The organism is Streptomyces sp. NPDC005728, from assembly GCF_040630895.1.
Lineage (GTDB): Bacteria > Actinomycetota > Actinomycetes > Streptomycetales > Streptomycetaceae > Streptomyces.
This window is the reverse complement of the sequence record NZ_JBEXYL010000007.1, coordinates 92,673-105,439: the sequence shown is the minus strand read 5'-3', so window position 1 is coordinate 105,439 and position 12,767 is coordinate 92,673. Positions and strand designations below refer to the sequence as shown.

General features: G+C 73.0%; 13 protein-coding genes. 8 read left to right on the top strand and 5 right to left on the bottom strand.

Going from position 1 to position 12,767, the window contains the following annotated elements:
- The first annotated feature begins 61 nt into the window (after positions 1 to 61).
- Both ABZ471_RS07745 and rbsD read left to right on the top strand, forming a co-directional pair.
- Entirely contained in the window at positions 62 to 964 is a 903-nt protein-coding gene (locus ABZ471_RS07745; protein ID WP_359063556.1) for a ribokinase, read from the top strand.
- Positions 961 to 1,341, top strand: coding sequence for a D-ribose pyranase (rbsD, locus tag ABZ471_RS07740; RefSeq protein ID WP_359063554.1), 381 nt, complete (start codon positions 961 to 963; stop codon positions 1,339 to 1,341). The genes ABZ471_RS07745 and rbsD overlap by 4 nt, the downstream gene beginning before the upstream one ends.
- Before the next feature lie 47 nt (positions 1,342 to 1,388).
- Here rbsD and ABZ471_RS07735 read toward each other — a convergent pair whose 3' ends face one another.
- Genes ABZ471_RS07735 through ABZ471_RS07725 form a run of 3 tightly spaced genes read right to left on the bottom strand, consistent with a single transcriptional unit; the run spans position 1,389 to position 4,521 of the window.
- Positions 1,389 to 2,189 (bottom strand): sugar phosphate isomerase/epimerase family protein, encoded by an 801-nt coding sequence (locus tag ABZ471_RS07735; RefSeq protein WP_359063713.1) that lies wholly within the window; start codon positions 2,187 to 2,189, stop codon positions 1,389 to 1,391.
- A gap of 32 nt (positions 2,190 to 2,221) precedes the next feature.
- Entirely contained in the window at positions 2,222 to 3,373 is a 1,152-nt protein-coding gene (locus ABZ471_RS07730) for a dihydrodipicolinate synthase family protein (RefSeq protein WP_359063552.1), read from the bottom strand.
- Positions 3,370 to 4,521, bottom strand: coding sequence for a Gfo/Idh/MocA family oxidoreductase (locus tag ABZ471_RS07725; protein ID WP_359063550.1), 1,152 nt, complete (start codon positions 4,519 to 4,521; stop codon positions 3,370 to 3,372). Before ABZ471_RS07725 ends, ABZ471_RS07730 begins: the two co-directional genes overlap by 4 nt.
- Before the next feature lie 233 nt (positions 4,522 to 4,754).
- Here ABZ471_RS07725 and ABZ471_RS07720 point away from each other — a divergent pair, with 233 nt between their 5' ends.
- Both ABZ471_RS07720 and ABZ471_RS07715 read left to right on the top strand, forming a co-directional pair.
- Positions 4,755 to 5,801, top strand: coding sequence for a LacI family DNA-binding transcriptional regulator (locus ABZ471_RS07720; protein ID WP_359063548.1), 1,047 nt, complete (start codon positions 4,755 to 4,757; stop codon positions 5,799 to 5,801).
- Positions 5,802 to 5,891: 90 nt separating this feature from the next.
- Positions 5,892 to 6,281 (top strand): hypothetical protein, encoded by a 390-nt coding sequence (locus tag ABZ471_RS07715; protein WP_359063546.1) that lies wholly within the window; start codon positions 5,892 to 5,894, stop codon positions 6,279 to 6,281.
- A 124-nt stretch (positions 6,282 to 6,405) separates the two neighbouring features.
- On the opposite strand, the gene ABZ471_RS07710 is transcribed toward ABZ471_RS07715, so the two are convergent.
- Positions 6,406 to 7,830 carry an alkaline phosphatase family protein gene (locus ABZ471_RS07710; protein WP_359063544.1) on the bottom strand — a complete coding sequence of 475 codons (1,425 nt, stop codon included), beginning with the start codon at positions 7,828 to 7,830 and terminating at the stop codon, positions 6,406 to 6,408.
- A gap of 237 nt (positions 7,831 to 8,067) precedes the next feature.
- On the opposite strand from ABZ471_RS07710, the gene ABZ471_RS07705 reads away from it, so the two are divergent.
- From ABZ471_RS07705 to ABZ471_RS07690, 4 genes are all read left to right on the top strand, one after another.
- Positions 8,068 to 9,039 (top strand): bifunctional helix-turn-helix transcriptional regulator/GNAT family N-acetyltransferase, encoded by a 972-nt coding sequence (locus tag ABZ471_RS07705; protein ID WP_359063542.1) that lies wholly within the window; start codon positions 8,068 to 8,070, stop codon positions 9,037 to 9,039.
- Between the two features lie 16 nt (positions 9,040 to 9,055).
- Positions 9,056 to 9,856: a sugar phosphate isomerase/epimerase family protein gene (locus ABZ471_RS07700; RefSeq protein WP_359063540.1), complete on the top strand. Its 801-nt coding sequence runs from the start codon at positions 9,056 to 9,058 to the stop codon at positions 9,854 to 9,856.
- 163 nt (positions 9,857 to 10,019) lie between these two features.
- Entirely contained in the window at positions 10,020 to 10,595 is a 576-nt protein-coding gene (locus tag ABZ471_RS07695; protein WP_359063538.1) for a lamin tail domain-containing protein, read from the top strand.
- Positions 10,596 to 10,786: 191 nt separating this feature from the next.
- Complete coding sequence (locus ABZ471_RS07690) at positions 10,787 to 12,064, top strand: MFS transporter (RefSeq protein WP_359063536.1); 1,278 nt, start codon at positions 10,787 to 10,789, stop codon at positions 12,062 to 12,064.
- Positions 12,065 to 12,101: 37 nt separating this feature from the next.
- Here ABZ471_RS07690 and ABZ471_RS07685 read toward each other — a convergent pair whose 3' ends face one another.
- Positions 12,102 to 12,734, bottom strand: a complete 633-nt coding sequence (locus ABZ471_RS07685) for a hypothetical protein (RefSeq protein WP_359063534.1) — start codon at positions 12,732 to 12,734, stop codon at positions 12,102 to 12,104.
- Between the last annotated feature and the right edge of the window lie 33 nt (positions 12,735 to 12,767).

Sequence of the window (12,767 nt, the reverse complement as noted above, 5' to 3'; positions counted from 1 at the left end):
GCGGCCGGTGGCTCATGGCGAGCCCCGGCCGCCCCAACTCGTTTCCCTAGGGAGTCCTTTCATGTACGACTACGACCTCCTGGTCGTGGGTTCGGCCAACGCCGACCTGGTGATCGGTGTCGAGCGGCGGCCGGCCGCCGGCGAGACGGTGCTCGGCGGCGACCTGGCCGTCCACCCGGGCGGCAAGGGCGCGAACCAGGCGGTCGCGGCCGCCCGGCTCGGCGCCCGTACGGTGCTGCTGGCCCGGGTCGGCGACGACGCGCACGGCCGGCTGCTGCTGGACTCGCAGCGGGCGGCCGGGGTGGACACGGTGGGCGTGCTGGTGGGCGGGGCGCCGACGGGCGTCGCGCTCATCACCGTCGACCCCTCCGGGGACAACAGCATCGTGGTCTCGCCCGGTGCCAACGCCCGGCTCACGCCCGCGGACGTCGGGGCCGCCGTCAGTCTCTTCCTCGCCTCGCGGGTGGTGTCGGCGCAGCTGGAGATCCCGCTGGAGACGGTCGTGGAGGTCGTACGGAACCTGTCCCCGGACAGCCGCTTCGTCCTGAACCCGTCCCCGCCGCGCCCGCTGCCCACGGAGGTGCTGGCCGCCTGCGACCCGCTGATCGTGAACGAGCACGAGGCGAAGGTGATCCTCGGCGACGCGTGCGTGAGCGGGGAACCGGCGGACTGGGCACGGCTGCTGCTGGCCAAGGGCCCGCGCTCGGTGGTGGTGACGCTCGGCGCCGAGGGGGCGCTGGTGTGCGACTCCTCCGGTGTGACGCGGGTGCCGTCGGTGAAGGTGGACGCGGTCGACACCACGGGCGCGGGCGACGCGTTCACGGCAGCCCTGGCCTGGCAGCTGGGCGCGGGTTCCGGCTTGCCCGAGGCGGCGGCCTACGCGGCCCGGGTCGGGGCGGCGGCGGTGACGAAGCGCGGGGCGCAGGAGTCGTACCCGACGGCCGCGGAGGTCGACGCGCTGTGAAGAAGGCGGGCATTCTCAACCGTCACCTGTCCGGCGCGCTGGCCGAGTTGGGCCACGGCGACGGGGTACTGGTGTGCGACGCGGGCATGCCGATACCGGACGGGCCGCGGGTGGTGGACCTCGCCTTCCGCGCCGGCGTCCCGTCCTTCACCGAGGTGCTGGACGGACTGCTGGCCGAGCTGGTGGTGGAGGGGGCCACGGCGGCGGAGGAACTGCGCGGTCCGAACCGCACCCTGCTGGAGGGCCGCTTCCCCGGCCTGGCCCTGGTCCCGCACGCGCGGCTGAAGGAGCTGGCGGCGGGGGCACGGCTCGTCGTACGCACCGGGGAGGCCCGGCCGTACGCGAACGTGCTGCTGCGGTGCGGGGTGTTCTTCTGACGCCGTGACGTTTCGGGCCGCCTGACGAACCACGCAGCACGCCTCCGTCACGGAGCGACGTGCGCCACGAAACGCTCCGCCGTCTCCGCCAGCACCTCCCGCCCGTCCCGCGCCCACAGCCCCTCGTTGAACAGCTCGACCTCGATCGGCCCGGTGTAGCCGGCCGCTTCCACGTACCCCTTCCACTCCCGCATGTCGATCGAGCCGTCCCCGATCTGGCCGCGGCCGTTGAGGACGCCCTCGGGCAGGGGGGTGGTCCAGTCGGCCAGCTGGAAGGTGTGGATACGGCCGCCCGCACCCGCCCGGGCGATCTGCGCCGGGGCCTGGTCGTCCCACCAGATGTGGTACGTGTCCACGGTCACGCCCACCTGGTGCGCGGGGAACCGCTCGGCCAGGTCCAGGGCCTGGGCGAGGGTGGAGACCACGCAGCGGTCGGACGCGTACATCGGGTGCAGGGGTTCGATGGCGAGGCGCACGCCGTGGGCCTCGGCGTACGGGCCCAGTTCCGCGAGCGCGTCCGCGATGCGTTCGCGGGCCGCCCGCAGGTCCTTCGAGCCGGGCGGGAGGCCGCCCGAGACCAGGACCAGAACCTCCGTGCCGAGCGCGGCCGCCTCGTCGACCGCGCGGCGGTTGTCGGCCAGCGCCGCCGTCCGCTCCTCGGGGTCGATCGCCGTGAGGAAGCCCCCGCGGCACAGGGTCGTCACCGTCAGACCCGCGTCGCGGACCAGCTTGGCGGTCGCCTCCAGGCCGTACGAGTGGACGGGCGCGCGCCACAGGCCCACCCCGGGCACGCCCAGCTGCACGCAGTTGTCGACCAGTTCGGGCAGCGACAGCTGCCTGACCGTCATCTGGTTGATGGAGAAGCGTTCGAGTCCGGTGCTCACTGGTCCACCCCGTACAGCGACAGCAGGTTCTTCATGCGTTCCTCGGCCAGTTTCGGGTCCGGGAACAGGCCGAGGCCGTCGGCGAGTTCGTAGGCACGGGCGAAATGAGGCAGGGAGCGGGCCGACTGGAGGCCGCCGACCATCGTGAAGTGGGACTGGTGGCCCGCGAGCCAGGCCAGGAAGACCACTCCCGTCTTGTAGAAGCGGGTGGGGGCCTGGAAGAGGTGGCGGGACAGTTCGACCGTCGGGTCCAGCAACCGGCGGAAGCCGTCCGTGTCGCCCGTGTCCAGGACCCGTACCGCCTCGGCCGCGAGCGGCCCCAGTGGGTCGAAGATGCCGAGCAGGGCGTGGCTGAAGCCCTTCTCGTCGCCCGCGATCAGCTCGGGGTAGTGGAAGTCGTCGCCCGTGTAGCAGCGCACGCCTTGTGGGAGGCGGCGGCGCAGGTCGATCTCGCGCTGGGCGTCCAGGAGGGAGACCTTGATGCCGTCGACCTTGTCGGGGTGGGCGGCGATGACCTCCAGGAAGGTGTCCGTGGCCGCGTCGAGGTCGCTCGACCCCCAGTAGCCCTCCAGCGCCGGGTCGAACATCGGGCCCAGCCAGTGCAGGACCACCGGCTCGGCGGCCTGGCGGAGGAGGTGGCCGTAGATCTCCAGGTAGTCCTCGGGGCCGGAGGCCGCGGCGGCCAGCGCCCGGGAGGCCATGAGGATCGCCTGCGCGCCCGCCTCCTCGACGACCGCCGACTGCTCCTCGTAGGCCGCGCGGATCTCGGCCGGGGTGCCGCCGGTGATCTGATCGGTGCCGACACCGCAGGCGATCCGGCCACCCACGCTGTGAGCCTCCGCCGCCGACCGGCGGATCAGCTCGGCCGCGCCCGCCCAGTCCAGGCCCATTCCGCGCTGGGCGGTGTCCATCGCCTCGGCGACACCGAGCCCGTGGGACCACAGGTGGCGGCGGAAGGCGAGGGTGGCGTCCCAGTCGACGGCGGCGGGCGAGTCGGGGGTCGTGTCCGCGAACGGGTCGGCGACGACGTGGGCCGCCGAGAAGACGGTGCGGGAGGTGAAGGGGGTGCCGGGTGTGACGGCGAGGGGCTCGGGGCGGGGCTCGTACGCTCTCAGCCCGCCCTTGAGGCCGGGGAGTCGGACGGTCACAGCGCGATCTCCGGTACGTCGATGCGGCGGCCCTCGGCCGAGGACTTCAGGCCCAGCTCGGCGAGCTGGACGCCGCGGGCGCCGGCCAGCAGGTCCCAGTGGTACGGGGCGTCGGCGTAGACGTGCTTCAGGAACAGCTCCCACTGGGCCTTGAAGCCGTTGTCGAACTCGGCGTTGTCCGGGACCTCCTGCCACTGGCCGCGGAAGATCTCGGTGGCGGGGATGTCCGGGTTCCAGACGGGCTTGGGGGTGGCGCTGCGGTGCTGGACCCGGCAGTTGCGCAGGCCGGCGACGGCGGATCCCTCGGTGCCGTCGACCTGGAACTCGACGAGTTCGTCGCGGTTGACCCGGACCGCCCAGGAGGAGTTGATCTGGGCGATCGCGCCGCCTTCGAGTTCGAAGACGCCGTAGGCGGCGTCGTCGGCGGTCGCGTCGTAGGGCTTGCCGTTCTCGTCCCAGCGCTGCGGGATGTGGGTGGTGGCCAGGGCCTGGACGGAGGTCACCCGGCCGAACAGCTCGTGGAGCACGTACTCCCAGTGCGGGAACATGTCGACGACGATGCCGCCGCCGTCCTCGGCGCGGTAGTTCCAGGAGGGCCGCTGGGCGGGCTGCCAGTCGCCCTCGAAGACCCAGTAGCCGAACTCGCCGCGGACGGACAGGATCCGGCCGAAGAAGCCGCCGTCGATGAGCCGCTTCAGCTTGAGGAGGCCGGGGAGGAAGATCTTGTCCTGGACGACGCCGTGCTTGATGCCCTTCGCGTGGGCCAGCCGGGCGAGTTCGAGGGCGCCCTGCAGGCCGGTGGCGGTGGGCTTCTCGGTGTAGACGTGCTTGCCGGCCGCGATCGCCTTCTTGATCGACTCTTCACGGGCCGAGGTGACCTGGGAGTCGAAGTAGAGGTCGACGGTCGGGTCGGCGAGGACGGCGTCCACGTCGGTGGCGACGTGCTCCAGGCCGTGCCGGTCGGCGATCTCCCTCAGGGCGTGCTCGCGGCGGCCGAGCAGGATCGGCTCGGGCCACAGCACTGTGCCGTCGCCGAGGTCGAGGCCGCCCTGCTCGCGCAGGGCGAGGATCGACCGGACGAGGTGCTGGCGGTAGCCCATGCGCCCGGTCACGCCGTTCATGGCGATACGCACCGTCTTGCGTGTCACGTCAGTCCCCTTCACAACTACAGCAGCAAGCGCTTTCTATCTGGAGAAGCTAGCCTCTGACAGAGGTCTGTACAAGACCGTGTCCTCTTCGAGTTGTTCGAGGAGGCGAACAACCGGGGGCGTTGGCCTTAAGGTCTGCACGACACCGCACGGAACCGTGACCCGGCCCTGCCTGTCTACGACGAAGTACGAGCACTTATGCGCGAGCAGATGCGCGACCGGAGGACGACGAGATGACGGTGACCCTGGCGGACGTGGCGGCCCGCGCGCAGGTCTCCCCCGCGACGGTGTCGCGCGTGCTGAACGGCAACTACCCGGTGGCCGCCTCCACGCGTGAGCGGGTGCTACGGGCGGTGGACGAGCTGGACTACGTCCTCAACGGTCCGGCCAGCGCGCTCGCCGCGGCCACCTCCGACCTCGTCGGCATCCTCGTCAACGACATCGCCGACCCGTTCTTCGGGATCATGGCGAGCGCGATCCAGGCCGAGATCGGCGGGCCGGGCGGCCGGGCGGGCGGCGAACGGCTGGCCGTGGTGTGCAACACGGGGGGCTCGCCGGAGCGCGAGCTGACGTACCTCACCCTGCTCCAGCGGCAGCGGGCGGCGGCCGTGGTGCTGACCGGCGGGGCCGTGGAGGACGCGCCGCACGCGGCGGCGGTGGCGGCGAAGCTGCGGAAGCTGGCGGACGCCGGGACCCGGGTGGTGCTGTGCGGGCGGCCGCCGGCGCCGGACACCGAGACCATAGCGCTGACCTTCGACAACCGCGGTGGCGCCCGCGCCCTGACCGACCACCTCATCGGCCTCGGCCACCGCCGGCTCGGCTACATCGCGGGCCCCGAGGAGCGCACCACGACCCGGCACCGCCTGGAGGGCCACCGCGCCGCGCTCCGGCAGGCCGGCATCGAGGAGGACCCGGGCTGGACGGTGTACGGCCGCTACGACCGCCGGTCCGGCTACGAGGCCACGCTGGAGCTGCTGCGCCGGGACCCGACCCTGACGGCGATCGTGGCCGCGAACGACTCCGTCGCCCTCGGCGCCTGCGCCGCCCTGCGCGAGTCCGGCCTGCGCATCCCCGAGGACGTCTCGGTGGCGGGCTTCGACGACCTGCCGTTCAGCATCGACGCGGTGCCTGCCCTGACGACTGTGCGGTTGCCGCTGTCGGAGGCGGGGGCTCGGGCGGGCCGCATCGCGATGGGGCGGGAGGAGCCGCCGCCCGGGGGGATCGCCTCGGTGCGAGGAGAGTTGATGGTGCGGGGGTCGACGGGGGTGCCGCGGGGCTGAGGTCCGGGGGTGGGGACGATCCTCGCATCGATCGGTGACGCGGTCCCCTGCCCGGACTGCGGAGCCCCGGCCCGGTGGCACGGTGTCCAAGTGCTGCGGGACGACGATTCCCTGCGCTGGGACACCGAGACGGTGTGCCCCGCATGCGGGGGCGCCACGGCCGAGTGCGGGACCGAGCTTCCCGGCGGGATGCGGGAACGGCTGCTCGCCGAACACGGGTGGGCGACGGTGCGGCTGGGCCCGGCGGCCGAGGGGGTGACCGTCCTGCGGGTGCTGCGTCACGAACTCGGCGTCGGCCTGGGCGAGGTGCGGGCCGTGCTGGACCGGGGATACCGCGGGACCCTGCCCGAGGCCGAGTCGCTCGCGCGCCGGCTGCGGGCCGCGGGCGTCGACGCCGTCGCCGTACGCGAGACGCCGGCCGGCATCCGGCCTGTCGGCGTCGACGGACTCCCGGAGCAGGACCGGTCTTCACGGCCGTGAGCCACAGGCACTGTCGGCAGCGCCGTGAGTCACGGGCACTGCCGGCAGACCGCGCACTGGGCCGCGGTACCGGACGGCTGCACTGCTGCCGCAGTACCTCGACGGCGATTCTGCCCCCGCTGTCCTACACGTGCGGCCTGTGTCCGCGCTCCTGGTGCGGGAACACCTGGTCCGCGCCCGGCAGCGTCGGCTTCGGGAGCGTGGCGACCTCCTCCTTCGCCTTCTCCAGCTGCTCCGCCGTGTCGTCCGGCAGGCGGGGCGGGCGGGGCCGGCCGTGGGAGAAGCGGAAGGCGCTGGTGAAGTCGCCGAACGCGGCACGCCGCCAGTCACTGACGTTCGGCTCCTCGACGCCCGTGAAGCTCTCCAGGAACTGCAGGGCCGAGGTGTGGTCGAAGGCCTCCGACGCGACCCAGCCGCCCACCGTCCACGGGGAGATGATGATCGCGGGCACCCGGAAGCCACCGCCGATCGGGAGGCCGCCGATGAACTCGTCCGGCGTCCCGGCGGGGGGCACCGGCGGGGCCACGTGGTCGAACAGGCCGTCGTTCTCGTCGTAGTTGAGGATGAAGGCCGTCTTCCTCCACACCTTCGGGTTGGACGCGATCGCCTCGATCTTCGACGCCACGAAGTCGGCACCGGCGGCCGGCAGGTAGTCCGGGTGCTCCGACTGGTAGCTGGTCGGCATGATCCAGCTCACCGCCGGGAGGCGGTCGCCTCGGGCGTCGTCCTCGAAGGTGCCCTCGGGCTGCGGGCGTACGCCGCGCTCGTAGAGGTCGGAACCCGGCCGGGCGTTCTTGAACGGGGCGAACTGCTCCAGCATGTTGCAGCCGTAGTCGTCGTCCTGCTGGTAGACCTTCCAGCTGATCCCGGCCGCCTGGAGGCGCTCGGCGTACGTCGTCCACCGGTACGGTGTCGGGGCCCTGTTGCTGATGACCGGGCCGCCCCGGGTGCCGCCGGGGTCGATCGAGCCGGTCATCCACATCAGCCGGTTGGGCCAGGTGGGGCCGAAGACCGAGCAGAAGTAGTGGTCGCAGATGGTGAACGTCTCGGCGAGCGCGAACTGGAACGGAATGTCCTCGCGCGTGTAGTAGCCCATCACGTAGGGGCCGTTGACGCCGTCGGCCTTGCGGTGGGCCGGCAGCCACCGGTCCATCCTGCCGCCGTTCCACGCCTCGTGCTGCACCGACCAGGCGTGGCTGGTGGACGGGATGGCCTGGGCACTGGACGTGTGGGTGTCGAGGTGGAAGGGGAGCAGGTACCCCTTCGGGTTCTGGGCGTCGGGCTGGTAGAAGACGCTGCGCCCGTTGTCGAGCTCCAGCGCGTGCGGGTCGGCGAAGCCGCGTACGCCGGACAGGGTGCCGAAGTAGTGGTCGAACGACCGGTTCTCCTGCATCAGCAGGACGACGTGCTCGATGTCGCGCAGCGAACGATGCGTGGGCGGATCGGCGGCGACCGCCTTCTGGACGCTCGGCGGGAGGAGGGAGAGGGCCGTCGCACCACCCAGCGCGGCGGCCGAACCCAGGAGTCTACGGCGCGTCAACTCTGCCATGGTTGCCCCTTCTTGAGCGTGCTCGCGAGGTGGACCATGGGCCACTGTCCGCCCGGGCGGCAAGCGCCATCAGGGGGAGGTCGGTGAACTTGTGGTCAACGTGCGGCATGAGCTTGGCCAAGCCATGACAGTCGTGACCGGCCGGCCGCCCGCACGTTGCCGTGTCTTCACGCGGGGCCGGGCGGCGGCGTAGGCTCGAAGCACATCTCTGACTCGGTCAAGTATCCGGAGGCGATCATGACCGTCGAGGACGTCCGCGCCTTCAACCGCTTCTACACCGGCGTCATCGGCGCCCTCGACTACGGCCGCCACCTGTACGCGCCGTACACCCTCACCGAGTCCCGCGTCCTGTACGAACTCGCGCACGCCCGGCAGCTGGACGCGGCCGACCTGCGCACCCGGCTCGCGCTGGACGCGGGCTACCTGAGCCGCATCCTGAACAGGTTCGAGGAGGCGGGGCTGATCGAGCGCGGGCCGTCCGAGGCGGATCCGCGCCGCAGGAGCGTCACGCTCACCGCGCGCGGACGCGAGGCCGCCGGGCTGCTGGACGAGCGGGCACGGGAGACGGTCGGGGCGCTGCTGGACACCGTGGCACCGCAGGAGCGGCCGCGGCTGGCGGAGGCGATGCGGGCCATCCGCGACATCCTCGGGGACGAGGAGCGGGCGACGGGTGCCGGGGAACTCGCCCTGCGTGAGCCCCGGCCCGGCGACCTCGGCTGGATCGTGCAGCGCAACGCCGCCCTGTACGCGGCCGAGTACGGCTGGAACACCGGCTACGAGGGGCTGGTGGCACGGATCGTCGCCGACTTCGCCGAGGACCACGACCCGCATCTGGAGCGGGTCTGGATCGCGGAGCGACGGGAATCCCCCCGATCGAGCGAAGCCGAGAGTGGGGGAGGGCGGCCGGTGGGGTGCGTCATGTGTGTGCGGGACGACGTTCCGGCCACGGCGCGGCTGCGGCTGCTCCTCGTGGAACCCGACGCGCGCGGGCACGGCGTCGGCGACCGGCTGGTGCAGGCGGTGGTCGACTTCGCGCGCGGGGTCGGCTACCGCGATCTGGTCCTGTGGACGAACGACGTGCTCAGCAGCGCCCGCCGCCTCTACCAGCGGCACGGCTTCGTCCTGGTCGCCGAGAAGCCGCACCGCTCCTTCGGCCAGGATCTTGTGGGCCAGGACTGGCGGTTGGATCTGCGCGGATCGGGCGTGTGACGAGTAGGGTCCGAGCATGAAGCTGGCGTTCTCCACTCTCGGTGTCCCCGGCCTGCCCGTCCCTGAGGTCCTCGCGCTCGCGACCGCGCACGGCTACCACGGCGTCGAACTGCGCGCCCATCCGGAGGAGCCGGTGCACCCGGGCCTCACCCCCGCCGAACGGGCCGAGACGGCCGCGCTGTTCAAGGCCGCCGGGGTCGAGGTGCTGGGCCTCGCCGGATACGCGCGGGTCGCCGCACCCGGCGACGACACCCCCGTCCTCGACGAGATGCGCGCACTCCTCCAGCTGGCCCACGACCTGGGTGCCCCCTTCGTGCGGGTCTTCCCCGGGGCCGACCCGGACCGGCCCCGCGAGGAGTCCGACGCCGTCGCCGCCCGGCGGCTGGGCGCCGCCGCCGAGGACGCCTCCGCGCTCGGTGTCCGGGTCCTGCTGGAGACCCACGACTCGCACCGCACCGGCGCCGACGCGATCCGCGTCCTGGGCCCGGTCGGCCACCGGCAGGTGGGCGCCCTGTGGGACGTGATGCACACCTGGCTGGGCGGCGAGCAGCCCTCGGACAGCTACGCGGCACTCGCCCCGCACCTCGGCTACGTCCAGGTCAAGGACATCGCCTCGGCCGAGGACACCACCCCGGTCCCGCTCGGCGCCGGCGTCCTCCCGCTCACCGAGTGCGTGGACGTCCTCTGCCGGCACGGCTGGGACGGCTGGCTGTGCTGGGAGTACGAGAAGCGGTGGTACGAGTCGGTCGCTCCGCTCCCGGACCTGCTGAGCGCGGGCCGCGACCACCTGGTACGCCTGCTCGGCGAGGCGGCCTGACGATTGCCACACGCCATATAAGTGGACATTTCTGCCAAGAGTCACAGAAAAGTACGGGAACCGTAACAAGCTGCGCGCTTCCGTCATCGATTTCGCGCGTGGCGACAAGGTGCGGGTGTGCGGCCGTCCGGTCGCGCACCCCCACCTCGTAGAGGGAGACCTCGTGTCCGCTTCCGTTCTTCTGACCGCGCGCCGTGTCGCCGCAACCGCCGCAGCGGCGGCCGCCATCGTGGGCGCGGTGGCACTGCCGGCGTCGGCCGACGACCACGACCGCGACCACGGCCGCTCGTACCGCCCGCAGGTGGCGATCGGCGCCGTGCAGACCAGCCCCCTGGAGCGCCACAACCCTTCCAACCGATTCCTGAACCAGGAGTGGGTGGAGGTCACCAACGGCGGCCGCCGTGCCGTCGACCTGGACGGCTGGACGCTGTCGGACAAGGACGGCAACGCCTACACCTTCCACCACTACCGGCTCGACGGCCGCTCCAGCGTCCGCGTCCACACAGGGGCAGGCCGGGACAGCGCCACGGATCTGTACCAGGACCGCCGCCGGCACGTGTGGGACACCCGCGACACCGCGACCCTGCGCAACGACCACGGCGGGTTCGTCGCCGACGCGTCCTGGGGCGGCGACCGGGACCGCAGGGACGGCGACCGCTGGGGCGGTGACCGCGACCAGCGCGGCGACCGCTGGGGCGGCGACCGCGGCATGAGGCACCACGGCGAGTACCGCCACTGACCCGCACCCTCCCTTCGGTCCGGCCCGTCACCCCCCGTGGTGGCGGGCCGGACCGCACCACGTACCGGTCGCGAGAACGGGGCACCGGTGGTGCGGCCGCAGGGTAATTCGCTGGCCGGGCCGCCCCTGCGCGGATAGCCTCCCCCGGTGATTCCGCAGCCCGCACCGTGCACCCTCCCCCGTCCCCGCTCATGAGTCTCACCCGCTCGCTCATCGACGTACGGCCGTTGCGCGCCTCGCCGGTCTTCCGGCGGCTGCTGATCGGCAGGACCGTGTCCGTGCTCGGCGGGTTCATGACCATGGTGACGGTCATGTACCAGGTGTGGGACATGACCCGCAGCACGGCCTGGACCGGCGCGGTCGGGCTGGCGCAGGCGCTGCCGCTGATGGCGTTCGGGCTGTTCGCGGGCGCCTGGGTGGACCGGGCGGACCGGCGCCGGATCTACCTGACGGCCACCGTGGGCCAGGCCGTCTGCTCCCTGCTGCTGGCCGTGCAGGGCTTCACGGGGCACGTCCCGGTGGCGGGCGTTCTCGCACTGGTCGCCGTGCAGTCGGCGTTCGGCGCGCTCGGCGCCCCGGCGGCCGGGGTGTTCGTCCCGCGGCTGCTCCCCAAGGACCAGGTGGCCGCCGGTCTCGCCCTGAACCAGGTCACCGGCCAGGCGATGATGCTGCTCGGCCCCGCCCTGGCCGGTGTGCTGCTGGGCCGGCTGGGCATCGGCGCCTGCTATCTGCTGGACGCCCTCAGTTTCGCTGTCGCCTTCTACGGCGCCTTCGGACTGCCCGCACTGCCGCCGGAGGGCGAGCCGTCGCGGGCCGGCGTGCACGGGGTCCTCGACGGGCTGCGGTTCCTTGCCGGGCACCGGGTGGTGCGGGGCGCGCTGATCACCGACCTCGCCGCCACCGTGCTGTCGTTCCCGGTCAGTCTGTTCCCGCTGGTCAACGCGGAGCGGTTCGGCGACGACCCGCGCACCCTCGGCCTGTTCCTGTCGGCCCTGGCGGTGGGCGGCGTCGCGGCGACGGTCCTGTCCGGAGCGCTGACCCGGCTCGGCCGGCCGGGCACGGTGATGCTGTGCGCCTCCGCCTCCTGGGGCGCGGCCCTGGTCTTCTTCGGCCTGTCGGCCAGCCCGTGGATCGGCCTCGCCCTGCTCGCGGTCGCGGGGGCGGCGGACGCCACCTCGGTCGTCTCCCGCTCCACGATCGTGCAGACCCGTACCCCGGACGCCTTGCTCGGCCGGGTCACGGCGGCCGAGCAGATCGTCGGCCAGGCGGGCCCCAGCCTCGGCAACGTACGCGGCGGCCTGCTCGCCGGCTGGACCTCGGGCACGACCGCCCTGGTCACGGGCGGCCTGATGTGCGCCCTGGCAGTGGGGGCGGTGGCGGCGACGACGCCGGAGCTGAGGGACAGGGGCGCGGGCGGAGACGGAGGGCGACCCGGGCCTGCAGCCGGTGAGCCGGCCGGGGGCGGCTGAGGGGAGCAAGGGGAGCAAAGGGGAGCAAGGGGACCCCTCACAGCCGCCGGGCGCAGCCCACCGGGTTCTGGCCGCCCAGTTGGACGTAGAGGACCGTCGACGCGGGGCAGGCGTTGCGGACGTCCACCGCCTCGGTGACCTTGTACCGGGGTTGGTGGCGGCCGCTGCCGTCGCACGCCGTCTCGCGCACCTGGCCGTCGCCCGAGTCGTACACGCAGTCGCCGGGGATCGTGCGCGGGCCGCCTCCGCCGCCCGGGTCGCCGGGATGCGGGGGTTCCAGGTTGCGCATGCAGGCGTAGCCCTGGGGAACCGTGCCGTCGCCGTCCTCGTCGTCCTGCGGCCGCTGTTCGCTGATGTGCAGGACGAAGTCGGCGGCGGGCGGGCACGGCGGGCCGTCGGTCACCGTGCCGTCGTAGCGGGCCGCGACCCGGGCGGCGGCCCGCTCGCTCGTACAGGGCACCTCGGTGAAGCTGACGGCGCCGAAGGAGCTGCACTCGCCGACCGCCAGGAACTGGGCACCGTAGCCGGAGGGGCGGGTGGAAGCCGGCCGGGCGTCGCCCACCGGGGCGTCCGCCGGGCCCTGGCAGCCGGTGAGCAGGGCGGTCAGGGCGAGGGCAGGGACGGTCGGCAGCAGCCGGTACGCCCTCTTCACGGCACCTTTCCCGCGCATCCCACTCCCCCAGACACCCCCGTCCAGCGTGGC